Source organism: Streptomyces sp. NPDC049837 (assembly GCF_040674455.1).
Taxonomy (GTDB): domain Bacteria; phylum Actinomycetota; class Actinomycetes; order Streptomycetales; family Streptomycetaceae; genus Streptomyces.
This window is the reverse complement of sequence record NZ_JBFAMP010000004.1, coordinates 299,158-324,480: the sequence shown is the minus strand read 5'-3', so window position 1 is coordinate 324,480 and position 25,323 is coordinate 299,158. Positions and strand designations below refer to the sequence as shown.

The following is a 25,323-nucleotide window of genomic DNA, read 5'->3' as shown; positions in this document are numbered from 1 at the left end:
GTGAAACTTCACCCAGGGTACCGGTCGTCCCGTGATCGCCGGGCGCAGCTCGGTGGCGGTTGATCCGTTCATCTTCTTAGAGTGGGGCAATGCGCACCGAGGACGTCCTGGCCGCCATCGCGACCGGCCTGTGGCGCTGGGACAACGCATCCGGGATCGTCACCCTCGACGCGGAGGCCGCCCGGCTGCTCGGGCTGCCCGCCGAGCCGGCCGAGCTGACCGAGGCCGCCGTGCGCTCCCGATTCCACCCCGTCGACTGGAACGAGATCGACGGGATCGTGAACCTCGCCGTGGCGGAGGGCACCCTCGCCGAGGCCCGGCTGCGGATCATGGACGAGAACGGCCGGGTGATCCGTACCGTACGCAGCAGGTCGAAGCCGTTCGTCGAGGGGAACGACTACCAGCTCGTCGGCACCCTCCAGGAGGTCGCCGAGCCGCAGCCCGGCACCGCCTCCCGTACGCCCGTCACGGGTGACTGGCGCCGCTCGCGCGAGGCGTTCCTGCTGGACGCGGGGCGGGCGCTGGCGGAGGCGCGGTCCACGGCCGAGGTGCTGCGGGTGGCCGCCTCCCTGTCGATGCCCGGGTTCTCGCCGGACGGGCTCGCGGTCTTCGGCGTCTCGGGCGACCGGCTGACGATCATCGGCCACCACGGGCACAACGCGGGCGACGACGGGCCGTTCTCCGACATGCCGCTCGACACCGACTACCCGGCGGCCGAGGTGGTACGGACCGGGCGGGCGATCTACCTGCCCTCGCCGGAGGACTACCGGAAGCGGTTTCCGGCGACCTGGCCCCTGGCGCAGCGTTTCGGCAGGGAGTCGTGGGCGTTCCTGCCGCTGATCGTCGCGGGGCGCACGATGGGCGCCTGGATGGCGGCGTTCACCTACCCGGTGTCGTTCACGCCCGACGAGCGGTCCGTGCTGACGACCGTGGCGCGGATGCTGGCGCAGGCGCTGGCCCGCGCCGGGGTCGCCGAGTCCGAGCGGGAGCTGTCGCTGGGCCTCCAGCGCACGATGATGCCGGTCCTGGGGCCGGCCATCCCCGGCATGGAGGTGGCCGCGCGGTACGTCCCGACCGGCGGCGGGCTCCAGGTCGGCGGTGACTGGTACGACATGATCCAGCTCCCGGGCGGCCGCATCGCGCTCGTCATCGGCGACGTCCAGGGCCATGACGTGCGGGCGGCCGGGCTGATGGGGCAGCTCCGGATCGCGCTGCGCGCCTACGCCTCCGAGGGCCACCGTCCCGACGCGGTGCTGTCCCGGGCCTCCCGGTTCCTGTACGGGATCACGGACGGGGCCGAGGGGGACCACGGGGGGCGGTTCGCGACCTGCCTGTACCTGGAGGTCGACCCGGCGACCGGGACGCTGGACATCGCGCGGGCGGGCCACCCAGACCCGGCGATCCGGATGGCCGACGGGACGGTGATGCTGCGGCCGACGGCGGGCGGCCTGCCGCTCGGGATCGTCCCGGACACCGACTATCCGACGACCCGGCTCACCCTGGAGCCGGGCGAGACGCTGATGATCTGCACGGACGGGCTCCTGGAGACCGGCGGGCACGACCTGGAGACCGGCTGGACCCGCATCCGCACGCTGCTGGAGCTGCACGACGCCGAGGGCGAGTCGCTGGAGGTGCTGGCCGACAGCCTGGTCCAGGCCGTGCACGGGCCCGGTTCGCACCACACCACCGGCCCGCTCGCCGACCGCCGCGAGGACGACATCGCGGTGCTGCTGCTGTCGCGGACCGGCGCGCCGCTGCGGAGTGCGGCGGCCCGGCGTACGGCGATGACGGTCGCCCAGGCGGAGCCGGAGCGGATCGCGGCGGCCCGACAGCACCTGCGGGAGCTGCTGCACGACTGGGCGGACCCCGAGCAGGTCGACTCGGCGGTCCTGATGGTCTCCGAGATGGTCACGAACGTGCTCGTCCACACCGACGGCGACGCGCTGCTGGTGGCCGAGGCGAGAGGGGACCACGGCAAGCGGCGGCTGCGCGTGGAGGTCGCGGATGCCAGCGACGAGCTGCCGCACCGGCGCAGGCCCGGCGAGATGGCCTCGTCGGGGCGCGGGCTGGTCCTCATGGAGATGCTCGCGCACGAGTGGGGTGTGGACCCGCGCGGCGAGGGCAAGTCGATCTGGTTCGAGCTGCACGAGGAGCGGGACGGGGACGGGGAGGTCCCGCTCTAGGCGACGGCTTGGGAGGTACTCCCGCCCGGTACCCCGAGCCGGGCTCACGCACGGGCCGGGCTCACGCACGGGCCGGGCTCATGCTCGGGCTCTGGCTCGCGCCCGGGCTCAGGCGGGCGCCGAGGCCGGGGCTCAGGCTGGGCTCATCCTCGGGCGCAGGCCGGATGCCCAGGCCGAGGCTCGTGCTCGGGCTCGCGCCCGGGCTCAGGCCGGGTGCCGAGGCCGGGGCTCGTGCTCGGGCTCGCGCCCGGGCTCAGGCCGGGTGCCGAGGCCGGGGCTCGGGCTCGGGCTCGGGCTCGGGCCGGGTGCCGAGGCCGGGGCTCGGGCTCGGGCTCGGGCTCGGGCTCGGGCTCGGGCTCGGGCTCGGGCTCGGGCCGAGGCTCAGGCGGGCGTCGTCGCGTGCCTCAGGCGGAGCTTGGACTGGCCGTGCGGCAGCCGCTCCCAGTCGTCCATGAAGTGGGCGACCAGGCCGTGCTTCTCCGCCAGCCGCACCAGCGTCTCCGTGCGGTAGTAGAAGTCCTCGCCCAGCACCTGGTGCTCATGGCCCTCGGTGCGGTCGAAGGTGAAGTCGAAGAAGCCGCCGGGCGCCAGCACCCGCCCGACGTGCGCGAGGCACTCGTCGATGATCTCCAGGGGCGAGTGGGAGAACACGCTGTGCGCGTGGACCACGGTGAACCAGTCGTCGGGCAGGAAGTCGAGCTTCAGGTTGTCGACGGGCGTCAGGTACGGCACCTTCCGCTGGAGCCCGTACCGTACGAGGGTCTTCTTGGCCTCGATGAGGATGTCGGGCGAGATGTCGATCCCGTAGTAGTGGCCCGGCTCCAGGTGTTCGATGAACCGCCACCCGGCGCGCAGGTTGCCGCAGCCGATCTCCAGCATCCGGTCCTCGGGCCGCAGCCCGTGCTCGACGAGGTAGTCGTACTGCATCTGCCCGATGGCAAGCCAGCGCGCGTGCGACGGCCCGCCGCCCACCGCCGCCTCCGGGCTGCGGGCGGTGTCGGACGCCATCACCGCCCGGTAGTAGGCCACGTGGTCGTTGCCGTGCTTCAGCCGGAGCTGGCCGTTGCGGGCGGCCCGGCGGAGGTGGGGCACCACGCGCTGGGGGTGCGTCAGCGCGTACCGCACCTTGTGGCCGAGCCGGGACCGGTTCTTCAGCAGGCGTGGGTCGGGTGGTGTCTGGTGCTGCATGACGGCCTCCGTGCGTCCCCCGTGGCTGCCCCCTGTCGCGGATGCTAGCCAGCCGGGGGCGGCGCGGGCGGCCGACCGGGCCCGGGGCTCCCCCGGACGGCCGGACCCGGACCCGCACCCGGACCGGGCCCCGACCAGGTCCTAGGCGGTCCCGGCCGCGTACAGCCGCCGCAGCTCGCCGATCACCCCGAACGCGGCGGCCGTGAGCGGCACGGCGAGCAGCATGCCGAGGATTCCGGCGACGGACGCGCCGGCGGTGATGGCGAGCATGACGACGGCCGGGTGCATCTGGACCGTACGGCTCTGGATCACCGGCTGGAGGACGTGCCCTTCGATGAGCTGTACGGCGAGGACGACGCCGACCGCCCACAGCGCGATGGCGACGCCCCGGTCGGCGAGCGCGACGAGGATCGCCACGGCGCCGGAGATGAACGCGCCGAGGTACGGGATGTACGCGCCGACGAAGACCAGCGCGCCCAGGCCCACCGCGCCGGGGACGCGCAGGATGAGCAGCCCGGCCGTGATGAGGAGGGCGTCGATCAGCGCGATGAACGTCGTGCCACGCATGAAGCCCTCCATCGCCCCGAAGGCGCGGCGGGCCATGGCCTCGACGTGGTCGGCGCTGCCGCGTGGCACGAGGTCGCGCAGGGCGCGCATGGCGCGGCCGGAGTCGCGGAGGAAGAAGAAGACGAGGAGCAGGGCGAGGACGGCCATGGCGATCACCTCGCCGACGACGCTGAGCCCGCTGATGACGCCGGACGCCGCCGTGCCGCCGAACCTGCCGAGGAGGTTCTTGGCGTTGGCGGCGAGGTCGTCCAGCGAGGTGCCGGCGGCGCCGAAGTGTTCGGCGAGGTCGGTGGCGGCGCGGCGCAGCGAGGTGATGATCTGGTCGCCGGTGTCGATGAGCGCGGCGACCACGATGTAGGTGGCGCCGCCGACGACGGCGATCACCGCCGCGCAAGTCAGCCCGGCGGCCAGGGACCGCTGGACCTTCATGGCGACGAGCCGCCGGTACAGGGGCCCGAGCAGCGCGGTCCCGAGCAGGGCGAGCAGGACGGGCGTGACGGCCGTCTGGAACGTCACGCACAGCCATACGCCGACGGCCGCCACGCCGGTGACGAGCAGGATGACCACGCACCAGGCGGCGAAACGGCGGACGGGCTCGGGGAGCGTGTGCACCCCTCCACGGCATCACGCACGGCCGGGGCCCGCCCGTGGACGGACCCCGGCCGGGTGACGCTACGTCAGAGCCGTCAGAGCCGTGGCGCTGTCAGAGCCGTAGCGCCGTCACGCGCCCGGCGTGATCTCCCGGCCGGTGCCGTCCTGCATGCCGTGGACGGCGGGGATGCGGCCGAGGCGGCCGGCCTGGAAGTCGTCGAAGGCCTGCTGGAGCTCCTCGCGGGTGTTCATCACGAACGGCCCGTAGTGCGCCATCGGCTCCCGGATCGGCTGCCCGCCCAGGAGGATGACCTCCAGGTCCGGGGCGTGGCCGTCCTGCTTGTCGTCGGCGCGGACGGTCAGCGAGCCCCCGTCGCCGAAGACGGCCGTCTGACCCATGTGGACCGGTCGCCGCTCGCCGCCGACGGAGCCGCGTCCGGCGAGGACGTACGCGAGGCCGTTGAAGTCCTGCCGCCACGGGATCGTGACCTCGGCGCCGGGGCGCAGGGTGGCGTGGATCATGGTGATCGGGGTGTGGGTGATGCCGGGGCCCTGGTGCCCGTCGAGCTCGCCGGCGATGACGCGCAGCAGCGCGCCGCCGTCGGGGGAGGTGAGGAGCTGGACCTGGCCACCGCGGATGTCCTGGTAGCGGGGGTCCATCATCTTGTCCTTGGCGGGCAGGTTCACCCAGAGCTGGAGCCCGTGGAAGAGGCCGCCGGACATGACCAGGTTCTCCGGCGGGGCCTCGATGTGCAGCAGGCCCGACCCGGCGGTCATCCACTGGGTGTCGCCGTTGCGGATGGTGCCGCCGCCCCCGTTGCTGTCCTGGTGGACGAAGGTTCCGTCGATCAGGTACGTGACGGTCTCGAAGCCCCGGTGCGGGTGCCAGGGCGTTCCCTTCGCCTCACCGGCTCCGTAATCCACCTCGCCCATCTGGTCCATCATGATGAACGGGTCGAGGTAGCGGTAGTTGATCCCGGCGAACGCGCGGCGCACCGGGAAGCCCTCCCCCTCGAAGCCGCTGGGTGCGGTGGTCACGGCCAGCACCGGACGCGGCACGGCACCCGCCGGCGCGCCGACGCGGGGCAGGGTGAGCGGGTTCTCGACGGTTACGGCAGGCATGGCGGGTCCTCCTCGGGGCCGCCCCTGCGGGCGGCATACCCCCAGATTAGTTGAACACTGAACTTCCTGCCACTGGAACGCACCCCGCCGACCGGGCATTCCCACGGTCGCGGCACCCCCACGCAGTACCCCCGAAGGGCTCGGTGATACTGCATGGCGACATCGCAGCGATCAGTAGCGATCAGTGAGGAAGACCGTGTCCGACCCCGCGCGCCCCTCCCTGCCCACGCCGGTACGCCCCCGCCGGCGCCCCACGGTCCGGGTCGCCCTGCGGGGCACCGTACGGCCCGCCGACTGGGCGATCGCGGCGGCCGCGTCCCTGGAGCTGCTCACCCTGGTCGGCGCCCTCGACGCCGAGTCCGCCGCCGTGTGCCCGCCGGCCCTGCTCGGGCTCGTCCTGCGCCGCCGGTTTCCCGTCCTGGTCCTGCTCGCGACCCTGCCGTCCATGGCCACCGGCCACCTCTGGCTGGCCCCCATGATCGCCATGTTCACCGTGGCGTCCGAGCTCTCCCGCCGCCCGGCCGTCATCGGTTGCGCGGCGGCGGTGTTCGCGTCGGCCATGTGGTGCGGGCTGGCCGCGGAGCCCGGCATGACCTGGTCCGACCACCTCATCACCGTCCAGATCGCCCTGATGTTCAGCATCGGGCCGACCGGCCTGGGCCTGCTCGCCCGCACCCGCTCCGAGCTGCGCTCCCGGCTCGCCGAACTCACCGAGAGCCAGGCGCGCGGGCGGCGGCTGGAGGCCGAACAGGCCGTGGCGCGCGAACGCGCCCGCATAGCCCGGGAGATGCACGACACCGTCTCGTACCACCTGGGCATCATCGCCGCCCAGGCCGGAGCCCTGTGGGCCACCGCCCCCGACGACACCGTCAGGGAGGACGCCGAGACGATACGCCGCCACGGCGCCGACGCCATGCGGGAACTGCGCGACGTCGTCGGGGTGCTGCGCGGCGGAGGACCCGGCACCGACGACGAGGACGACGCGGGCCACGCCCGCCTGGACAACCTCCCCGCCCTGGTCGACGACAGCCGGCTCGGCGCCACCCTGGACCTCGCCCTGCCGGGCGACGGCGCGCAATGCGCGCCCGCCGTCGAGCGGGCCGCCTACCGGACCGTGCAGGAAGCACTCACCAACGTACGCAAGCACGCCCCCGGCGCCCCGGTCACCGTCTCGGTGGGCCCCTCGGACCGGCACGACGCCCTCGTCGTCGAAGTGCGCAACGGCGCGGCCGCCGCCCCGCCGGCCGCCGTTCCCTCCAGCGGGTTCGGGCTGCGGGGGCTGAAGGAGCGCACCGCCCTGGCCGGGGGCAGGCTGGAGGCCGGGCCCACCGGGGACGGCGGCTTCCTCGTCCGCGCCCTACTGCCGCTCGCTCCCGGCACCGGGACGCGTCAGGCGGCGTCCCGCTCGTACACCGACACGTGCCGCAGGCTGGAGGCCGTGTAGGGCGCGCCCGTCCAGTCCTCGAAGCGGTCCACGAGCCGCAGCCCCGACAGCTCGGCCAGCAGGTCGATCTCGAACGGGAAGGCGTAGCGCAGCACGTGCTCGCGGGTCTCCGGCGGCCCGCCGTCGATGATGGTGTGCGTCCCCAGCATCAGTTGCTGCGAGCGGTCCACCGTGAGGGTGTCCAGCATGATGGCGCCCTCGTCGAGGTGGCGCATGGAGAAGTCCGGCTTGTCCATGGTGTGGTACGGAGCCGGGTCGAACGCCTCCAGGACGAACCTGCCGCCCGGCGCGAGCTGTTCGCGCACCAGCCGCAGGCAGTTGCGCTGCTGCTCCTTGGTAATCGCGACGAAGAACGTGTTGAGCACCAGGGTCACCACGTCGAAGGTCAGGCCCGTGCCCTCCTCGGTGAAGTCGCCCACGACCGTGGTCACCGCGCCGTCCGGGTCGCGCTTGCGCAGCTCGGCGAGCATCGCCTCCGAGCCGTCGATGCCGTGCACCCGGAACCCGCGCTCGGCCAGCGGCAGCGCGATCCGGCCCGTACCGACGCCGACTTCGAGGACGCGGCCGCCCGGCGGTGCCAGGTCGGCGATGAAGTCCACGGCCAAGGCGGTGTCGTGGTCGATGGGGTACATCCGGTCGTACACGCTCGCCAGCTTCTGGTCGTACAGCGCGTTGCCGAAGGTCATGGGTGTCTCCACGGAGGGTCGGGCCCGCCGGCCCTGGCCGCCTCAGTGAGACGCCGCCATGGCCGGCGGGTGGGATGAAGAGGGTGAAGAGGGAGCAGCGGCGGCGGCCGAGAGGCTGTGCGCCAGCACCGCCGCCTGGACGCGATTGGCCAGGCCGAGCTTGGCCAGGATCGCGCTGACGTGTTCCTTGGTCGTGGACGGGCTCATCAGCAGCCTGCGCCCGATGTCGGCGTTGGTGAGCCCCTCGGCGAGCAGCTCCAGCACCTGGTGCTCCCGCTCGGTGAGGGTGTCCAGGCGCGGGTCCCTCGGCGCCGCCGGCCGCGGACCGCGCTCCAGGTATCCGCCGACCACGACCCGGGCCGCCGCCGACGACAGCACCGTGCCGCCCGAGGCCAGCACCCGTACCGCGTCGGCCAGTTCGTGCGGGGTGGCGTCCTTGAGGAGGAAGCCCGACGCACCCGCGCCCAGCGCCGCCGCGATGTCCTCGTCGGCCGAGAACGTCGTCAGGACGGCGACCGCCGGCCTCGGGGAGCGGGACCGGAGCGCGGCGAGTACGGACAGGCCGTCGACGTCCGGCATGCGCAGGTCGAGCAGGACCACGTCGGGCCGGTGGGTCTCCACCGCTTCGACGGCGCCCCGGCCGTCACAGGCGGCGGGCACCTCGATGTCCGGTTCGCTCTCCAGGATGCGCTGCATGCACGACCGCAGCAGGACTTCGTCGTCGACAATCAATACGCGGATCATCACGCCCCCTTGCGAGCGGCCTCCCCGTTCGGCCGCTTGGCGCGATCAACATACCAATCGTGCCGGAGGGCATGATTCAGCCGAGACGTCCGGGTTCAGACGCGTGCCGCCATGGTGTCGGTGATGAGCTTGACCAGCGCCGGGTCCCAGGTCGGCACCAGCAGCTCCACCGTGCCCGCGCCCGCCGCCTCGCAGACGACGGTCGTGCCGCCCCGGCCGCCGCCCGTGGCGACGTCACCGGGCGAGGTCAGGCGCAGGTTCTGCGCACCGGTGCGGTTCAGCACGGCACCCGCCCGCGTCAGCGTCAGCTTCCCGCGCCGCATGGCGCCCGGGCCATCGGCGCGCACGCGGTAACGGCAGCGCAGCACCGCTCCCTCGCCGCGCCGGAAGGACGCGATGCGCCGGGCGGAGACCGACTTGTCGAAGGTCCTGCCGAACAGCCACAGGGCCAGGTCCATCAGGCAGTGCAGGGCGAATTCGAGCAACAACAGCATGCGACCGCTCCTCAGCTAGAACGAATGGGTGTCGTCCGACGCTGGTCGGGCGCCGGACCGCCCAAGGCGGCCGGGCGTGCCCGCACCGCGTCCACGATGTCCCGCACGTCGGTGAGCGCCGCCTCCACGCCCTCGGTGAGCAGGACCCCCGCACAGCTCAGTGCGATATCCGTCGCCCCCGCCTCACCGTAACCGGTCAGCCGCTCGGCCACCTCCTCGGGTGTGCCGTAGCAGAACACCCCGGCGTCGACGAGCGCGCCCGCCCCCGCCCACGGGTCGGAGGCGTCCACGTCGAGGCCCGCCGTGCGCAGCATGGCCGCGTAGTGCTCACCGCCGAGGTGGAGCTCGTGCGCGGCGAACGCCAGTCGCCTGGCGTCCCGGCCGGGCCTCCGCACCGCGCACGGCACGATCGACGTCACCCGGGGCACCGCCCGCTCCCGTGACCGGGCGCCCCGCTCCAGCGCGGGCACGAGCTGCTCGCGGAGGTAACCGGCGGGCGTCAGCAGCGTGATGGCCACGTCGGCGACCTGACCGGCCGTGTACGCCATGCGCGGCCGCAGCACGCCCACGCCGAGCGACACGGGCGGGTGCGGCACCTGGAGCAGCGCCTCGTCGAGGCCGACGTACCGGCCGCGGAAGTCCACCGGCTCGCCGTCCAGCAACTGCCGTACGACCGTGAGGTACTCGGCGATCGCCGTGCGCGGGCTCTCGTAGGGCTCGCCGCGCAGCGCGGCGACGAACTCCGGGTCGCCCGTGCTGAATCCGGCGACCACCTCGGTGCCGGTGAGCAGCGCCAGGGACCGCGCCTGGACGGCGGCGTCCAGGGGGTGACGCAGCGCGGTCAGGGAGACGCTCGTCCCCACCGGCACCGTGAGGCCGCGCCCGGCGAGGTACGCGAACGCCTGGTGGGTGTCGACGAGCACCGACTGGCCCATGAACAGGCGCCGCATCCCCAGGTCGCGCACGGTGGCGGCGAAGGCGGCGACGTGGTCGGGCTCGTACGCCATCAGGGGATACATCAAGGAGAGCTTCACTGGGTCTTCCGTGGTCGTCATGAGGGAGTGGGGAGGTAGGCGTCGGCCTGGAGGCGGAAGAGGCGGGCGTACGTGCCGTCGCGGGCCAGCAGTTCCTCATGGGTGCCCTCCTCGATGAGCGAGCCGCCCTCCATCACGAGGATCTTGTCCGCGATGCGTACCGTGGAGAACCGGTGCGAGACGACCAGCGAGGTCGCCTGCCCGCAGATGGTGCGCAGCCGTCCGAAGATGTCCGCCTCCGCCTCCGGGTCGATGGCGGCGGTCGGCTCGTCGAGGACCGCGATGGGCGCGTCGCGCAGGAAGGCGCGGGCGAGGGCGATCTTCTGCCACTGCCCTCCGGACAACTGCTGCCCGCCCTCGAAGTGCCGTCCCAGCGTGGTGTCGTACGCCTCGTCGAAGCGCTCGACGAACCCGGCCGCGCCACTGGCCTCGGCGGCGGCCCGGATGCGGGCGGTGTCGTCGAGGTGCTCGACGCACCCGAAGCCGATGTTGTGCCGGACGGGCAGCTCGTAGCGGATGAAGTCCTGGAAGACGACGCCGATGTTCCGTTGCAGGTCGGTGGTGTCGTACTCCTCGATGGGCACGCCGTCGACGAGGATCTGCCCGCTGGTCGGCTCGTACAGGCGGGACAGCAGCTTGACGACGGTGCTCTTGCCCGCGCCGTTCTGGCCGACGATGGCGCAGCAGGTGTTGGCCGGGATGAAGCAACTGAAGCCGTCGAGGGCGACCCGCTCCGTCCCGGGGTATCGGAAGGTGACGTTCCGGAACTCGATGCCGTGGACCAGCCGCCGGGGGAACGGCCGCGTCCCGCCGGTGATCCGCCCCTCCGGCAGCGAGAGGTAGTCGAAGAGGTTCCCCGTGAACAGCGTGTTCTGGTACAGCGTCGCCACACCGAGCAGCAGCCCGGACGCCGCCACGTGCACCGCGCCCAGCGCCTGCAAGTACCCCGCCAGCTCACCGACCCGGCCGGTGGACGTCGTCGAGCGCAGCGCGAAGACCAGCGCCCCGGACGAGGCGAGCACACTGACCAGCCCGAGCGCCGCCGACCAGGCGTGCCGGCGCCGGGCCAGCGAGCGGTCCACCCGGAAGAAGCCGCGCACCAGCGAGCGGTACCGGTCCACGAAGTACGGGCCGAGCTGGTACAGCTTCACCTCCTTGTACGAGGAGTCCGTCGTCGTCAGGTCCTGGTAGTAGAAGGCGCGCCGCCGGTCCTGGGCGCGGTGGTACTCGATCGCGTAACCGCGCTTGCTGAAGACGATGTGCGCGGCGAGCGCGGGCAGTGGCGCGAGCAGGATCGCCAGGGCCAGCCAGGGGTTCCAGGAGAACAGCACCGAGCTGACCATGACCAGGGACGCCAGCGAGGTCAGCGTCCGCATCATCTCGTCGAAGACCTCGAACGCCGTCCCGCTGCCGCTCTCGCGCAGCGCGCGCTGCAACCGGTCGTATGCCTCGGGGTCCTCGTAGGCGCTCAGGTCCATCCTGGTGCCCTTGACCATGACCCGTTCGCCGATCTTGGCCGAGAACTCCAACTGGAGCAGCGTGTTCAGGTACTGCGCGCCGGACGACACCACGTGCTCCGCCACCGCGAGCAGGACCAGCCCGGTCCCGGCGCGGGTCAGCCGGTCCATGGCTCCCGGTACGCCGGTGAAGGCGTCGGCGACCGCCTGGACGGCCCCTGCGGTCAGCCAGATGCCGGCGGCCGGCACGGCCGCGGTGAGCAGGGTCAGCACCGCGAAGGCGCCGACCCGCGCCGGGCTCAGGCCCCAGAAGGTGCGCAGCGCCAGCCACCAGTAGCGCAGGTCGCGCGAGAGCCGCCGGTTCTCCGCCAGGGACTCGGGGGTGTCGTGGTCAGTCACGGGGCCTCCCCCGCAGGCAGCCCAGCACATGGCCCCACACCAGGTAGCAGCGGTTCTCGGCGGGCCGGTCCATCGGCAGCAGCCGGTTGACCTGCATGTGGGCCAGGCTCGCCAGGATCGCGTCGCGCGTCCCCCACAGCGTGCCCGCCGCCTCCGCGCCGGCGACCGCGTGCGCGGCCCGGCGTACGGCGTCGGCCTGCCGGTCCAGGACGGCGGCCAGCCGCTCGTGGTGGGCGCGGCCGAGCGGGTGCGGGCGGCGGTCCCACGGGGCGAGCAGCTCGCACAGGTAGTCCCGGTCCTTCTTGTACCGCTCGCGCGCCTCCTTGTCCTCGGCCGGCCGGGGCATGGCGGCCAGCCGCTCCCGGACGTCGAGGCCCCACTGGGCGTACAGGGCGTCCACGGCGGCGATGGTGACCGCCTCGGGGTCGAGTTCCCCGTCCCACACCAGGCGCAGCAGCTCGGTGCTCACCTCGCTGTTGGCCTCGAAGAACCGCTCGACGGCGTCGTACGCGGCCGGGCCGCCGTACCGGCTGATCTCCGGGTGGTAGGTGGCCAGTTCGAGCCGGGACGCCAGGCCCCGCCTCACCAGGGACTCGCCCCAGACGAGGAGCGTGTGCGCCGCCGTGCCGGACTGGCAGGCGGACCAGGTCCGCACCCTGATCCGCAGGTGCGGGTCCGGGTCGGCGTACCGGATGTAGAACCACCGGTCGAGGTCGACCGCCCCGCGCAGGTCCCGCACCAGCACGGGCAGTTCGGTGGCGGCGATCTCGTCGTGCAGGTCCCGGGCCGCGTACAGCTTGAGGTACGACCAGGCGGAACCGGGCAGGTGGCTGACGTGCGCGGCGGGGTCGGCCTTGCGGGCGATGTCCACGGCCGCCGTCCGGGCCTCCTGGTGTACGGAGATGAGCGGGATCACCACCTCCGACAGGTACCCGCGCCCTTCCGCGTCCCGCAGCCACAGCTCGTCGTCCGCCGGCCCGGGCAGCGCCTCCTGGATGGTCACCGCCCCGGTGGCCGCGCGGAGGTCGGTGAGCAACTCGGCGACACACGCGGGGTGTTCCAGGTCCAGCAGCAGCCGGTTGTCGTCGTCGGCCAGGTAGACGTGGCGCGGCACGTTCCACCGGCGGCGCCACCGCTCCACCTCGCCGGCCGTGCGCGGCACGTCACCGTCCTTGGGGTGCAGCGTCCACTCGGCCGCCCGCAGCACCACCCGGCCGCGTACGACACGGGGCAGGTACGGGGCACCCTCCACGGGGCCCCAGGTGAACCCGGCGGGGATGCGGTAGCGGGCCCGGGACACCTCCAGGAGGAAGCGGCACGCGTTGGGCGCGCCGAGCGGGCTGAGCATGTGGTTCTGGACGACGACCAGTTCACGGCCCAGGCGGGCCGAGTACAGCCGCAGCCCGTCGTCGGTGGCGCCGACGTGGATGTCCGCCAGGTCGATGACGTACTCGGGGGCCACCGAGGCGGTGACGTTGACCGGTATCTCGTGGTCGTGCACGGCCGGCCGGATCGCCACGTTCGCGCCGCGCCCGTGGGCGGGCACGTACGACAGCTCGGCGAACACGACGTCCGGCTCCAGGGCCTCCCGGGCACGGGCGTAGGCGCGGAGGCGGTCGGTGACCGACGCGTCGAAGAGGTGGAAGAACCGGCCGAAGGTGCGCCCGCCCTCGCCGAGCCCGTCACTGTTCAGGACGGCCCGCCAGCGGCCCTCGTCGATGGCCTCGGGGCCGGCCGCCCGGATCTGTACGTACGCGTCGACGGCGGGACAGGTCGTGCGGGAGCCGGTGTCCTCCGGGCCGGGCGGCAGGAGCCCCTCCAGCACGGCGTCGGTCAGCTCGACCTCCTCCGCGCCCCGGTGCCAGGCGTCGGCGGCGAGCGCCACGAGGGCCCGCGCGGTGTGCTCGGAGCCGCTGCCGCCCGGCTGGGCCATGACCATGGCGCGGGGCGGGTTCATATACCCGTTGGGGGCGTCCAGGCCCCGCTCGGGGCTGAGGAGTTCGAGTACGGGTACGAGGGCGTCGGAGCCGTACCGCTCCAGGAACGCCTGGTGGTACGGCACGAGGTGCTCGTACCCACCGGGGTCGGCCACGCTCAGCCGGGCCAGGCAGCCGACCGCCTCCGCGACCTCGTCGGCGACCTGTGCGCCCAGCCGCGTCCCGGTCAGGCCGAGGCGCGAGTCGACCTGGAACGGCTGGGCCTTGTAGTCGGGGACCAGGGCGCGCTGGGTGGCGCGAAGCCGCTCCAGGGTGCCGGTGTCCCCGGCGGTCGCCCGGCGGGTCAGCTCCACGACCTCGCGCAGCGGAGCGGTGGTGGCCTCCGGGAGGCCGGCGGCGACGAGACGCCCGAGGACGTGCTCCTCGGGGCGCGGGTCGGTCACGGCGGGGCGCAGGTCGGTGACGAGGAGGCCCAGCTCGACGAGTTCGGTGACGAACGCGGTGGTCCGCTCGGGGCCCGCCTTGGGGAACCGTTCGTTCAGCTCCGCCACCACGCGGGCGAACGGCACGGGCGCCTTGGCCACGTGCCGGACGTGGTCCAGCGCCGCGGTGGCGCGCACCCGGACCGAGCGGCGGTCCGCCTTGCCGTGGACGTCCGACGACGGCAGGACGAGCCGGTCGCCGACCTGGTGGGCCATGGCGTTCATGGTGACGTTCAGCAGGGCCAGGTTCTCCGGGTCGGACTCCACCCGCTTGATCAGGGCGAGGAGCCAGCCCATGTCGGCCCGTACGCGGGCGGCGGCGACGGCCGTGCGCGCCAGCGCCGCGGTCGTGCGGTCGCCGAACTCGCCCACGGCCACCCCGGAGAAGGCCCCGAAGGGCGTGGGCCGGGTGCTCATGCGGGTGAGGTAGCGAAGGGCGCGGGAGAAGACCCGCCGCCGGCTCTTGTCGTCGCCGGCCGGCTTGGCGAGCCCGTCGAGGAGCCCACTGCCGGCCGCCACCAGCCCGTGGCGCACCCGCTCGTCGTCGGCCGGCGCCCGGAGGGGCCCGTCCGGAGTGGCGAGGGCGGCGTGCCAGGCGGCCACCGGGAGTGCCGGTGCCCGCAGCAGGCAGAAGTCGAGGGCGTCGTACCGGGGCATGGCGTTGATGGGAAGTCCTTCGCTGGTCACGGGGTCGGTGCCGGGGTCGGTGCCTGGGGCGATCACGTGTGGATCAGGTACGGATCACTGGGGGACGAGCGCTTTCCACCAGGTGGGCCGGTGGCCGGTGACGATCGCCCGGAGCGTCATGGCGATGCCCGCCGCGCCGGTCAGCAGGCCCGGGTTGTCAACCAGGTGGCCGGTGGTCTCCCGGTCGCGGAAGACCAGCGGGTGGCGCCCCGGCTCCGCCGCCGCCACGAGCCGCTCCACCAGGCCGGGCAGGGCGCGGGCGGCTCCGGCACTGCCGCGCGCGGCGAACTCGTGCGCCAGGGCGGCGAGGCCGGCCACGCCGTGGCACACGGTCGGCGTGGCATGGCCGCCGCCCCGGGCCAGTACGCCGTCGAGGGCGGCGAACGCCTCCGCCGCCAGGGCGCGGTCCCCGGTCGCCTCGGCCACCGTCAGCAGGGCGGCCGCGACCCCGGCGGTGCCGTGGCACCAGGCGGGCACCGCCTCGGCGCCCTCCGCCGTCCCCTCCCGCCCCTGTGCGGTGACCGGCACGGCGCGGGGCCACTGCCGGTCGCGGCCGCCGGCCGTGCCGACGGCCAGGAGCCAGTCGGTGAGGCGGGCGAGCGCCTCCCGGTGGCCGGGCCTCCGGTGCCCCTCGCGCCAGGCCACCGCGAGCGCGGCGGCCATTCCGGCCGCCCCGTGGGACATTCCGGTGTCGAGATATCCGTACGGATACGTCACCGCGAGGTCACCGTAAGCCGAATAGCGTTCCGGGGAAATCATCCAGCGCGCCGGAACGCCCTCATCCGATTCCGTCCCCAGCCACACGAGGTGATCCAGACAGTGGTCGACCGCCTGCACCACGAGCGGGGTTTTGTGGGGCGTCGTGCTCAGATGGCTGAGAATTCCGGCGCTGCCGTAGACGAGGTCGTAATCGTGGTCGGAGACCGTGCCTTCCCGGCGGGGCCACGCCGTGTGCAGCACCTGCCCGCAGAGCCGCTCACGCAGCGCGCGCAGGCTGGGAAGGAAACGCGGCTCGGCCGCGCAGCAGTCCTCCAGTACGAGGGCGAGCCCGGCCGTACCGTCGAAGAGCCCGGGATGCGTCAGCGGACTGCGGGCCGTGGCGTCGAACGCGGCACGCAGGAACCGGAACGCCGCCTCGTGGTCCCCGGCGTGCAGGTGCAGCAGCGCCAGCCCCGCGTGGCCCTCGCTCAGTGAACTGCCGGACCACATGGGCAGATCGGTCTGCTCGCCCGCCCGTGCGGCGTGCGCCTCCGCGCGCCCCGGTGTGTCCAGGCGCTCCCTGACCAGGGTCGCAAGGCTGTCCGCCCGCTCGGCGAGGCCGGCGGGGAGGAATGGTGCGGAATTCATGTGAGCGATACCGGCGCCGGCGGTTCCCCCGACCGTTCGCGGAGGAACCGCCTTGACCCGTCAGACCGTCAGCACTTGCCGTTGGTGCGGACCGCGGCGCAGGCAGCCGTCATCTTGATCGTCTGCTTGATGGTCTGCTTGACGACCCACTTGCTGGCGACACGGGAAGCGACGCTGGCCACCGGGGAAAGCGACGTCTCGGCCGGGTCGGCGGAAACGGTCACGCGGGCGTCGAGGTGAAACTCGTCCATGAAAAAACAGCACCTTTTCTGCGAAAAACGGAAGGCTGATATGCCCCCGGTGCAGAAAATTACCGACGCCGTCCGGTTCCGGGGTACCCACCGAGTTTCCGTTTCCCCTCCCCCCGTCCGGGGGGTCCGACCGGCCGGTCGGCGGGCCTTCACCGGCCTCAACCGGCCTTCACCGGGCCTGGAGGGCGTCCAGGGCGACGGCCATGCAGAAGGCGAGCGTGCGATCGAGGGCCGGGTCCTGGATCCTTATCGCGTACTGGTCGCGGAACCCGATCTTCCGCTCCACCGACATGACAGGCTCCCCGTCCCGTACGAAGTCGAAGTGGTAGACGAACGGCACCGGCAGCGGGAACGGCAGCACCGCGTCGACCACCTCCCAGCCCCGCCGCGCCAGCGCGATCCCCAGGCTGCGCTCGGTGCCCTTGGCGGCCGGCACCTCGTCCCCGGTTCCCTGGGTCAGGTGCCAGGTGGACCGGAGCAGAGACGCCTTGGCGTCCTTCCGGAACGTCCCTATGGGGGCGCCGTCCGGCCCTGTCACGTCATACGTCGCCCCCAGGTCGATGACCTGCCGGGCCTTGAAGCCACCGAGCACCTCGGAGCGGTCCTCGCCGGTCCAGAGGGTGACCTCCTCCTTGACCATGAACCGCTTCTGCTCGGCGAAGGCGACGACATCACCGCCGCCGGGATCGGTGATCACATACCGGTTCACCAGAGCGGTGATCTTCTGCGTCATCAGGAACTCGCTCGACTGCTGCATACGAGGACCGTAAGCAGCGCCGGCCGGGCCGTTCGTACGCCTGAAGTCGGATCGTCACCCCGACAAGTGGCGGGGATCAGCCGTACATCCGCCGCATGGCGAAGTCGACCATCTGCTCCACGGCCTTGGCGTCGAAGACCATCCGGTGGTCGCCCTCCATGTCGAGGACGAAGCCGTACCCGGTCGGCAGCAGGTCGATCACCTCGGCGCCGGTGATCACGAAGTACTTGGACTCCTTGCCCGCGTACCGGCGCAGCTCCTTGAGCGACGTGAACATCGGGATGACCGGCTGCTGGGTGTTGTGCAGGGCGAGGAAGCCGGGGTTGTCACCGCGCGGGCAGTAGACCTTCGAGGTCGCGAAGATCTGCTGGAAGTCCTCGGCCGACAGCGACCCGGTGGTGAACGCCCGCACGGCATCCGCGAGCGAGGGCGGCGACGGCTCGGGGTACAGCGGCGGCTGCTGCGCGTACCCCTGCTGCGGCGGGGCGTACGCGCCCTGATTCTGCTCGTACCCGTACATGCCCGTAAGCGTACCGAGAGGCCGCCACCCGAACGCCACGTATGGCCCCACCCCGCGCCCGCCACGGTCACCCTGTGGGCCGCCCTCTCTCCGAGTGTGGCGGGTGGGCGGCAGTGGAGTGGGGCATCGGGGACGGCTCGGCGGGCGCGGGCCGGTGGCGGGCTGGGGTGGGGCTGGGGTCATGGGGGCACCAGGGAGCTCGGATGCCTCGCCTCCTGCGCCTCTCCAGTCACACCCGTACCGGATGGCCGGACTTGTGCATGGAAAGGGACACCCTCGGGCGAGCCTCCAAGGGCAGAGGGGTGTCCCTTCCCGCCCACAAGTCCCCGATCCCGTGGTGTCACTGAGACCTCCACCCGCCCCGGCCCGCTGGGCCACCCACCCGCCTGCACCCCAGCCCGCCACCGGCCCGCGCCCGCCGAACAGAGACACGCCGCCCCACACCACTGCCGCGCACCCACCACCGGCCTGCGGTCGGCGACGCGGCCCGACCAACCGCGATCGGGAGCCGTGGACCCCGCTCCCCCGGGCCGCCCTCCGAGTGTGAAAAGGCGGGCGGAGGCGGCCGGTCAAGGGTGGGCGAAGCCCATCGCGAAGCGACGCGACCGGAGGGAGCGCCCTTGAGGGGGCGCCGGAGCCCGCCACACTCGGAGAGAGGGCGGCCCACACGGCCCACCATGAACAGGGCACACGTTGCGCAACCGAAACCCCTTCCACGGTTCGCCGCCATGGCGCCACTCTGTGACCGGTTCGTCACACCCCCCACAGAGGGGCGCCCGCCCTCCGCACCGCGCTCGCCGCCCAGGGGATCACGCTCCCGTCCCTCGGGAGCGACTTCGGCACCCCGCCGCTCGTCATCCTCGGGAACACCGCCGTCCTGCTCAGGGCCGCCGAGCGGTGATCGCCGCCCCATCCCACGCGTAACGCGTCACAGATCGCCCGATAGGGGTTGCTCTTATTACCGGCGGGTAGCATCATCGTAGCTACTTGCTGGTACGTCTAAGAGGATTCCGCCTCCCCGAGCCTTACGGAGCCGTCGCCATGGGGCACTACAAGTCGAATCTCCGCGACATCGAGTTCAACCTCTTCGAGGTCCTCGGGCGCGACAAGGTCTACGGCACCGGTCCGTTCGAGGAGATGGACGTCGAGACCGCGAAGAGCGTCCTCGACGAGATGCGCCGTCTCGCCGAGAACGACTTCGCCGAGTCCTTCGCGGACGCCGACCGCAACCCGCCGGTCTTCGACCCGGAGACGAACACCGCGCCGATCCCGGAGACGTTCAAGAAGTCCTACAAGGCCTTCATGGACTCCGAGTACTGGCGCCTCGGCCTGCCCGAGGAGATCGGTGGCACCACCTCGCCGCGCTCGCTGATCTGGGCGTACGCGGAGCTGATCCTGGGCTCGAACCCGGCCATCTGGATGTACTCCTCCGGCCCGGCCTTCGCGGGCATCCTCTTCGAGGAGGGCAACGAGGCGCAGAAGAAGATCGCCGAGATCGCCGTCGAGAAGCAGTGGGGCTCCACGATGGTGCTCACCGAGCCGGACGCCGGCTCGGACGTGGGCGCCGGGCGCACCAAGGCCGTGCAGCAGGAGGACGGCTCCTGGCACATCGAGGGCGTGAAGCGCTTCATCACGTCCGGTGAGCACGACATGTCGGAGAACATCCTCCACTACGTGCTGGCGCGCCCCGAGGGCCACGGCCCCGGCACCAAGGGCCTGTCCCTCTTCCTCGTGCCGAAGTTCCACTTCGACTGGGAGACCGGCGAGCTGGGCGAGCGCAACGGCGTGTACGCGACGAACGTCGAGCACAAGATGGGCCTGAAGGCGTCCAACACGTGCGAGATGACCTTCGGCGACAAGCACCCCGCCAAGGGCTGGCTGATCGGCGACAAGCACGACGGCATCCGCCAGATGTTCCGCATCATCGAGTTCGCCCGCATGATGGTCGGCACGAAGGCGATCGCCACCCTCTCCACCGGCTACCTGAACGCGCTGGAGTACGCCAAGGAGCGCGTGCAGGGCACCGACCTGGCGAACTTCATGGACAAGACCGCGCCCAAGGTCACCATCACGCACCACCCCGACGTGCGCCGCTCCCTGATGACGCAGAAGGCGTACGCCGAGGGCATGCGCGCCCTCGTCATGTACACCGCCGCGGTGCAGGACGAGATCCAGATCAAGGAGGCGGCCGGCGAGGACGCCAAGGCGCTGCACGGCCTGAACGACCTGCTCCTGCCGATCGTCAAGGGCTACGGCTCCGAGAAGTCCTACGAGCAGCTCGCCCAGTCGCTCCAGACCTTCGGTGGCTCCGGGTACCTCCAGGAGTACCCGATCGAGCAGTACATCCGTGACGCCAAGATCGACACCCTGTACGAGGGCACCACGGCGATCCAGGGCCAGGACTACTTCTTCCGGAAGATCGTCCGCGACCAGGGCGCCGCGCTGAACACCCTCGCCGAGGAGATCAAGAAGTTCCTGGCGGTCGGTACCGGCGGCGACGAGCTCGCCCCGGCGCGCGACGCGCTCGCCAAGGCGGCCGTCGACCTGGAGGGCATCGTCGGCGCGATGCTGACGCACCTCACCGCCACCGGCGAGGACGTCAAGAACATCTACAAGGTCGGGCTCAACACCACCCGCCTCCTGATGGCCTCCGGTGACGTGGTCGTCGGCTACCTGCTGCTGCGCGGTGCCGCCGTCGCGGCCGAGAAGCTGGAGACCGCCTCCGCCAAGGACAAGGCGTTCTACCAGGGCAAGATCGCCGCCGCGAAGTTCTTCGCCGAGAACATCCTGCCCGGCGTCTCCACCGAGCGCGCCATCGCCGAGGGCGTCGACAACTCCCTCATGGAGCTGGACGAGGCCGCGTTCTAGTCCCAGTCCGCGACCGTCCATGGCGGCCCGCTCCCCGAGTCCCCGGGGAGCGGGCCTCCGTCATTCACGGAGCCGGACCGGCGTCACGGACCGGCGTCACGGACCGGCGTCACCGAGCCGGCCGGGCCGCGCACACCGAGAAGTGGCTCACCCGGCACACGCCCGACGGCACCGCCCCGCGCAGTTGGACCGCCGTGCCGTCACCCGCCACGTACCACCGCTCACCGCGCGGGACGCCCGCGACGGGACGCGTCCCCGGCTCCATCGCCACCCACCGGCCGTGCACCGTACGGTGCCACCGGGCCTGTGCCCCGCAGAACCGGCAGGTCATGAGCGAACCGCTACGCGGCGGACGCGGCGCGGGTATGGAGGCGCGCAGCGTCGCGGCGGTCACCGGCAGGATGTCCCCGAGGCGCACCGGGTCCCGGTCCGGGGTGCCCGTCGCCGCGGTCGTGCACGCCGCGCACAGCGGCATCCCCAGCGGGGCGCTCCACCTGGCCCCGGGTGTCTCGCATGCGGCACAGACGGGCGAAACGGGCGAAGTCGTCGTGGTCACCAGTGCACCTCCGGTCGCGACCGGCGAGTCAGCGGACTGCTGTCCCGCTACGTTCTCCGATAGTCGCAGCCACCACTGACAATGGGCCGTTCGCGCAGGTCCCTCTCAACTGACCCGACCGTAAAGTGAGGGCATGAGCAGCTCACCCCCCCGCTTCGACCGCGGCCACACCGACGACCTCATGACCTTCCTGGCGGACTCCCCGACGCCGTACCACGCCGTGGCCAACGCCGGTGAACGGCTGGAGAAGGCCGGCTTCCAGCAGCTCGACGAGACCGCCTCCTGGGACGGTACGAGCGGCGGCAAGTACGTCGTCCGCGGCGGCGCGATCATCGCCTGGTACGTACCGGAAGGCGCCTCCCCCCACACCCCGTTCCGGATCATCGGCGCCCACACCGACTCGCCCAACCTCCGGGTCAAGCCGCAGCCCGACATGGGCGCGCACGGCTGGCGGCAGGTCGCCGTCGAGACGTACGGCGGAACCCTGCTCAACACCTGGCTGGACCGTGACCTGGGCCTGTCCGGCCGGCTGACGCTGCGCGACGGCAGCCACCGGCTGGTGAGCGTGGACCGGCCGCTGCTGCGCGTGCCGCAGCTCGCGATCCACCTGGACCGGCAGGTCAACGAGGGCCTCAAGCTGGACCGCCAGCGGCACATGCAGCCGATCTGGGGCCTGGGTGACGACGTGCGCGAGGGCGACCTGATCCGGTTCGTGGCCGAGGAGTCGGACGTGGCGGCCGCCGACGTGGCCGGCTGGGACCTCATGGTCCACGCCCTCGAAGCGCCCGCCTACCTGGGCCGGGACCGCGAGCTGCTCGCCGGTCCGCGCATGGACAACCTGCTGTCGGTGCACGCGGGCGTGGCCGCCCTCGCCGCCGTATCGGCCGCCGGGGACCTGGAGTTCATCCCCGTGCTCGCCGCCTTCGACCACGAGGAGAACGGCTCGGAGTCCGACACCGGCGCCCAGGGTCCCCTCCTGGGCGGCGTGCTGGAACGGTCCGTCTTCGCGCGCGGAGGCGGCTACGAGGACCGGGCGCGCGCCTTCGCCGGGACGGTCTGCCTCTCCTCCGACACGGGCCACGCCGTGCACCCCAACTACGCCGAGCGCCACGACCCCACGCACCACCCGCGCGCGGGCGGCGGTCCCATCCTGAAGGTCAACGTCAACCAGCGGTACGCGACCGACGGCAGCGGCCGGGCCGTCTTCGCGGCGGCCTGCGAGAAGGCGGGCGTGCCGTGGCAGACGTTCGTGTCCAACAACGACATGCCCTGCGGCACGACGATCGGCCCGATCACCGCCGCCCGCCACGGCATCCGGACCGTGGACATCGGCGTGGCGATCCTTTCCATGCACAGCGCCCGTGAACTGTGCGGCGCCGACGACCCGTTCCTGCTCGCCAACGCCCTTGTGGCGTTCCTGAAGTAGCCCTCCCCGCGTAGGTGTTGCGGGCCGGGGTACCCGCAACACCTACGCATCGACGAGGAGGCGGGAATCATGGGCCTTGGTGGCTGCATCATTCTCATAGCGGTCGGGGCGATCCTCACCTTCGCGACCGACTGGGAAGCACAGGGCGTGAATCTGGACATGGTGGGGCTGATCCTCATGGCGGTCGGCATCATCGGTGTCGCCACGTTCACCAGCATCGCCAGGCGCCGTAGGGCGGTTGTGCCGCCGGTGGCCCCGACGGTGGTCGACCCGACGGACGAACGGCGCTACTGAGCCGTTCCCGATCGAAACATCCGCGAAAGGCCGTGCCTGACACCGTGTCGGCATGGTTCTGCTGGGACAACAGACGGCTCTCGTGCGCCACCGGGGGCCGAAGCGGCGGGTGTTCTGGAGCGCCGTCGCCGCCGCCGTGACACTGGCGCTGGCCGTGGGCGGCTACACGATCCACACCTACGACGAACGCCCCCCGTGGGGCACGGACATCGCCTATGAGGCGGGTTTCCTCCAGGGCAACCGCGTCCGCCACTACGACATGACCGGCGAGCGGGTGCGGGACCTGCTCGGGGGCGGCTGCGCCCGCATGGAGGCCGAGGGGATGGGCGGCCGGAAGGCCACCCACAACCCGGCGCTGTGGGTGGCCGGTTGCCTGGACGGGGCGGCCGGCAGGCCCTCCCGGCACCAGGGCCTCGCGTACTGAGCCCTACTGGGCGGGCTCGTCCATCCCCGCGAGGATCAGCGGCAGCCGGTTGGCGCCCGACTCGGTGACCTTCACCGGGACGCCCCAGTCCTGCTGGTGGACATGGCAGGCGGGGTACTCGTTGGCCGGGTCGTCGTCGCAGGACGCGGCCATCGCGGAGACGTGCAGCACGCCCTCCGTGACGTCCGGGTCCAGCGTCAGCTCCCGGGACAGGTCCGTGCCGGTGCCCTCGCCGGAGGCGAGCAGCCCGGGCGGCGTGGCCGACACCAGGAGGCGGGTGGAAGGGCCGTACCGCTCGTCGAGCTTCTGGCCGGCCGGCGCCCGGAAGATGACGTCCAGCCTCAGCGTGCCGGGCGCGATCTCGGTCGCCTCGCGCCGCGTACGGTGCGCCACGGCGTCCACCCGCACGGCTTCCTCGGGCAGCCGCAGCCGGGTCAGCCGGTGGCGGGCCGACTCGACGACCACGATGTCGTCGCCGGCGAGCACGGCGTCGCTCGGCTCGCGCAGATCGGTCGCGAGGGTCGTGACCTCGCTCGCGACCGGGTCGTAGCGGCGCAGGGCGTGGTTGTACGTGTCCGACACGGCGACCGACCCATCGGGCAGCGCGGTGACGCCCAGCGGGTGCTGGAGCAGTGCCTGGGTGGCCGCGCCGTCGCGGTGGCCGAAGTCGAACAGGCCGGTGCCCACGGCGGTGTGGACGGCGCCCTCGGCGTCGACCCACCGCAGGGCGCTGGTCTCGGAGTCGGCGACCCAGAGCCGGTCACCGGCCGCCGCGAGCCCCGACGGCTGGGCGAACCAGGCCTCGTCCGCCGGCCCGTCGACGAGCCCCTCGTTCGTCGTGCCGGCCGCCACCCGCACGGTGCCCTTGCCGGGGTCGTACGCCCAGAGCTGGTGGACGCCCGCCATGGCGATCCACACCTCGCCCCGCCACCAGGCGACGTCCCACGGTGACGACAGGGACACCTCGCGGGCGGGCCCGGCGGTGGGGGAGCCCTGCATCCACTGCGCGCCGGTCCCGGCGACCGTGGACACCTCACCGGAGCCGGGGTCCAGCACCCGCAGCGCGTGGTTCACCGTGTCGGCGACCACCACCCTCCCATCGGGGAGGACACACAGCCCCTGCGGCTCGTTGAACCGCGCCTCGTCCGCCTTGCCGTCGGCGAGGCCCCGCTCACCGGTGCCGTACCGGCGTACGACGGTCTCGCCGTCCGCCGCCAGCTCCACCACCTGGTGCCGGGTGGTGTCCGTCACCAGCAGATTGCCGCTCTCCAGCAGGAGCGCCTTGCCGGGGAAGCGGAGGTGCGTGGCCACGGGCTCGGGCGCCACGTAGGGCCCGTCCCCGCGCCGCAGGGTGCCCTTGGCCTCGTGCTCCGCCTCCAGCTCCTCGACGAGCCTCTCGATGGCCGTGGCGTGCCCCTCGCCCGCGTGCTGCGCGACGACGTACCCCTCGGGGTCGATGACCACGAGCGTGGGCCACGCCCGCACGGCGTACTGCTTCCAGGTGGCGAGCTCGGGGTCGTCGAGCACGGGGTGGTGCACCTCGTACCGCTCGACGGCGTCGACCACGGCCTGGTGCTCGGCCTCGTGGACGAACTTCGGCGAGTGGACGCCGACGATCACGACGGTGTCCCGGTGCTTCTCCTCCAGCTCCCGAAGCTCGTCCAGGACGTGCAGGCAGTTGATGCAGCAGAACGTCCAGAAGTCGAGGATGACGATGCGTCCTCGCAGGTCGGCGAGCGTGAGCTGGTCACCGCCCGTGTTGAGCCATCCCCCCTTGCCGGTCAGCTCGGGGGCACGGACACGGGCACGGCGGGCGGCGGGCGCGGGGGTGGGCGCCGGGACGGCATCGTTCATGGTTCAAGCTT

21 protein-coding genes are annotated in these 25,323 nt (G+C 72.5%); 6 read left to right on the top strand and 15 right to left on the bottom strand.

The genetic code is table 11. The annotated features are described in order from the left end of the window. Positions 1-89: 89 nt before the first annotated feature. A complete protein-coding gene (locus tag AB0J57_RS12915) occupies positions 90-2,183 on the top strand; it encodes a SpoIIE family protein phosphatase (RefSeq protein WP_366128101.1) in 2,094 nt (697 codons plus the stop codon). Positions 2,184-2,564: 381 nt separating this feature from the next. On the opposite strand, the gene AB0J57_RS12910 is transcribed toward AB0J57_RS12915, so the two are convergent. The 3 genes from AB0J57_RS12910 to AB0J57_RS12900 all read right to left on the bottom strand — a co-directional run bounded on the left by AB0J57_RS12910 (position 2,565) and on the right by AB0J57_RS12900 (position 5,651). Beyond that, the gene (locus AB0J57_RS12910) at positions 2,565-3,371 is read right to left on the bottom strand and encodes a class I SAM-dependent methyltransferase (protein ID WP_366128100.1); all 807 of its coding nucleotides are present in this window, start codon (positions 3,369-3,371) and stop codon (positions 2,565-2,567) included. 141 nt (positions 3,372-3,512) lie between these two features. Next, a complete protein-coding gene (locus tag AB0J57_RS12905) occupies positions 3,513-4,550 on the bottom strand; it encodes an AI-2E family transporter (protein ID WP_366128099.1) in 1,038 nt (345 codons plus the stop codon). Positions 4,551-4,658: 108 nt separating this feature from the next. Beyond that, on the bottom strand, positions 4,659-5,651 hold the full coding sequence (locus AB0J57_RS12900) for a pirin family protein (protein ID WP_366128098.1): 993 nt from the start codon (positions 5,649-5,651) through the stop codon (positions 4,659-4,661). 196 nt (positions 5,652-5,847) lie between these two features. On the opposite strand from AB0J57_RS12900, the gene AB0J57_RS12895 reads away from it, so the two are divergent. After that, positions 5,848-7,095, top strand: a complete 1,248-nt coding sequence (locus AB0J57_RS12895) for a histidine kinase (RefSeq protein ID WP_366128097.1) — start codon at positions 5,848-5,850, stop codon at positions 7,093-7,095. On the opposite strand, the gene AB0J57_RS12890 is transcribed toward AB0J57_RS12895, so the two are convergent. The 10 genes from AB0J57_RS12890 to AB0J57_RS12845 form a co-directional block, all read right to left on the bottom strand. Then, positions 7,041-7,781, bottom strand: coding sequence for a methyltransferase domain-containing protein (locus AB0J57_RS12890; RefSeq protein WP_366128096.1), 741 nt, complete (start codon positions 7,779-7,781; stop codon positions 7,041-7,043). The two genes, AB0J57_RS12895 and AB0J57_RS12890, sit on opposite strands and share 55 nt — an antisense overlap. Before the next feature lie 42 nt (positions 7,782-7,823). Continuing rightward, positions 7,824-8,525 carry a response regulator transcription factor gene (locus AB0J57_RS12885; protein ID WP_366128095.1) on the bottom strand — a complete coding sequence of 234 codons (702 nt, stop codon included), beginning with the start codon at positions 8,523-8,525 and terminating at the stop codon, positions 7,824-7,826. A 95-nt stretch (positions 8,526-8,620) separates the two neighbouring features. Next, on the bottom strand, positions 8,621-9,019 hold the full coding sequence (locus tag AB0J57_RS12880; protein WP_366128093.1) for a hypothetical protein: 399 nt from the start codon (positions 9,017-9,019) through the stop codon (positions 8,621-8,623). Positions 9,020-9,030: 11 nt separating this feature from the next. Beyond that, positions 9,031-10,038: an LLM class flavin-dependent oxidoreductase gene (locus AB0J57_RS12875; protein ID WP_366128091.1), complete on the bottom strand. Its 1,008-nt coding sequence runs from the start codon at positions 10,036-10,038 to the stop codon at positions 9,031-9,033. A 32-nt stretch (positions 10,039-10,070) separates the two neighbouring features. After that, complete coding sequence (locus tag AB0J57_RS12870; protein WP_366128090.1) at positions 10,071-11,909, bottom strand: ABC transporter ATP-binding protein; 1,839 nt, start codon at positions 11,907-11,909, stop codon at positions 10,071-10,073. Beyond that, the gene (locus tag AB0J57_RS12865; RefSeq protein ID WP_366128089.1) at positions 11,902-15,051 is read right to left on the bottom strand and encodes a lantibiotic dehydratase; all 3,150 of its coding nucleotides are present in this window, start codon (positions 15,049-15,051) and stop codon (positions 11,902-11,904) included. The genes AB0J57_RS12870 and AB0J57_RS12865 overlap by 8 nt, the downstream gene beginning before the upstream one ends. Positions 15,052-15,069: 18 nt before the next feature. After that, positions 15,070-16,362 (bottom strand): lanthionine synthetase LanC family protein, encoded by a 1,293-nt coding sequence (locus tag AB0J57_RS12860; protein WP_366128088.1) that lies wholly within the window; start codon positions 16,360-16,362, stop codon positions 15,070-15,072. Between the two features lie 68 nt (positions 16,363-16,430). After that, positions 16,431-16,613, bottom strand: a complete 183-nt coding sequence (locus AB0J57_RS12855; protein WP_126884103.1) for a hypothetical protein — start codon at positions 16,611-16,613, stop codon at positions 16,431-16,433. 169 nt (positions 16,614-16,782) lie between these two features. After that, positions 16,783-17,370: a hypothetical protein gene (locus AB0J57_RS12850; protein ID WP_366128087.1), complete on the bottom strand. Its 588-nt coding sequence runs from the start codon at positions 17,368-17,370 to the stop codon at positions 16,783-16,785. Between the two features lie 76 nt (positions 17,371-17,446). Then, positions 17,447-17,890 carry an SseB family protein gene (locus AB0J57_RS12845; RefSeq protein WP_073756645.1) on the bottom strand — a complete coding sequence of 148 codons (444 nt, stop codon included), beginning with the start codon at positions 17,888-17,890 and terminating at the stop codon, positions 17,447-17,449. Positions 17,891-18,931: 1,041 nt separating this feature from the next. Here AB0J57_RS12845 and AB0J57_RS12840 point away from each other — a divergent pair. Continuing rightward, on the top strand, positions 18,932-20,758 hold the full coding sequence (locus AB0J57_RS12840) for an acyl-CoA dehydrogenase (protein ID WP_366128086.1): 1,827 nt from the start codon (positions 18,932-18,934) through the stop codon (positions 20,756-20,758). A gap of 109 nt (positions 20,759-20,867) precedes the next feature. On the opposite strand, the gene AB0J57_RS12835 is transcribed toward AB0J57_RS12840, so the two are convergent. Beyond that, positions 20,868-21,314 (bottom strand): DUF6083 domain-containing protein, encoded by a 447-nt coding sequence (locus AB0J57_RS12835; protein ID WP_366128085.1) that lies wholly within the window; start codon positions 21,312-21,314, stop codon positions 20,868-20,870. A gap of 133 nt (positions 21,315-21,447) precedes the next feature. Here AB0J57_RS12835 and AB0J57_RS12830 point away from each other — a divergent pair, with 133 nt between their 5' ends. The 3 genes from AB0J57_RS12830 (at position 21,448) to AB0J57_RS12820 (ending at position 23,458) form a co-directional block, all read left to right on the top strand. Then, entirely contained in the window at positions 21,448-22,740 is a 1,293-nt protein-coding gene (locus tag AB0J57_RS12830) for a M18 family aminopeptidase (RefSeq protein WP_366128084.1), read from the top strand. Positions 22,741-22,809: 69 nt separating this feature from the next. Beyond that, the gene (locus AB0J57_RS12825) at positions 22,810-23,034 is read left to right on the top strand and encodes a DUF6458 family protein (RefSeq protein ID WP_366128082.1); all 225 of its coding nucleotides are present in this window, start codon (positions 22,810-22,812) and stop codon (positions 23,032-23,034) included. A 52-nt stretch (positions 23,035-23,086) separates the two neighbouring features. Beyond that, on the top strand, positions 23,087-23,458 hold the full coding sequence (locus AB0J57_RS12820) for a hypothetical protein (protein WP_366128081.1): 372 nt from the start codon (positions 23,087-23,089) through the stop codon (positions 23,456-23,458). Between the two features lie 3 nt (positions 23,459-23,461). Here AB0J57_RS12820 and AB0J57_RS12815 read toward each other — a convergent pair whose 3' ends face one another. Next, entirely contained in the window at positions 23,462-25,312 is a 1,851-nt protein-coding gene (locus AB0J57_RS12815) for an NHL domain-containing thioredoxin family protein (RefSeq protein WP_366128080.1), read from the bottom strand. Positions 25,313-25,323 lie beyond the last annotated feature (11 nt).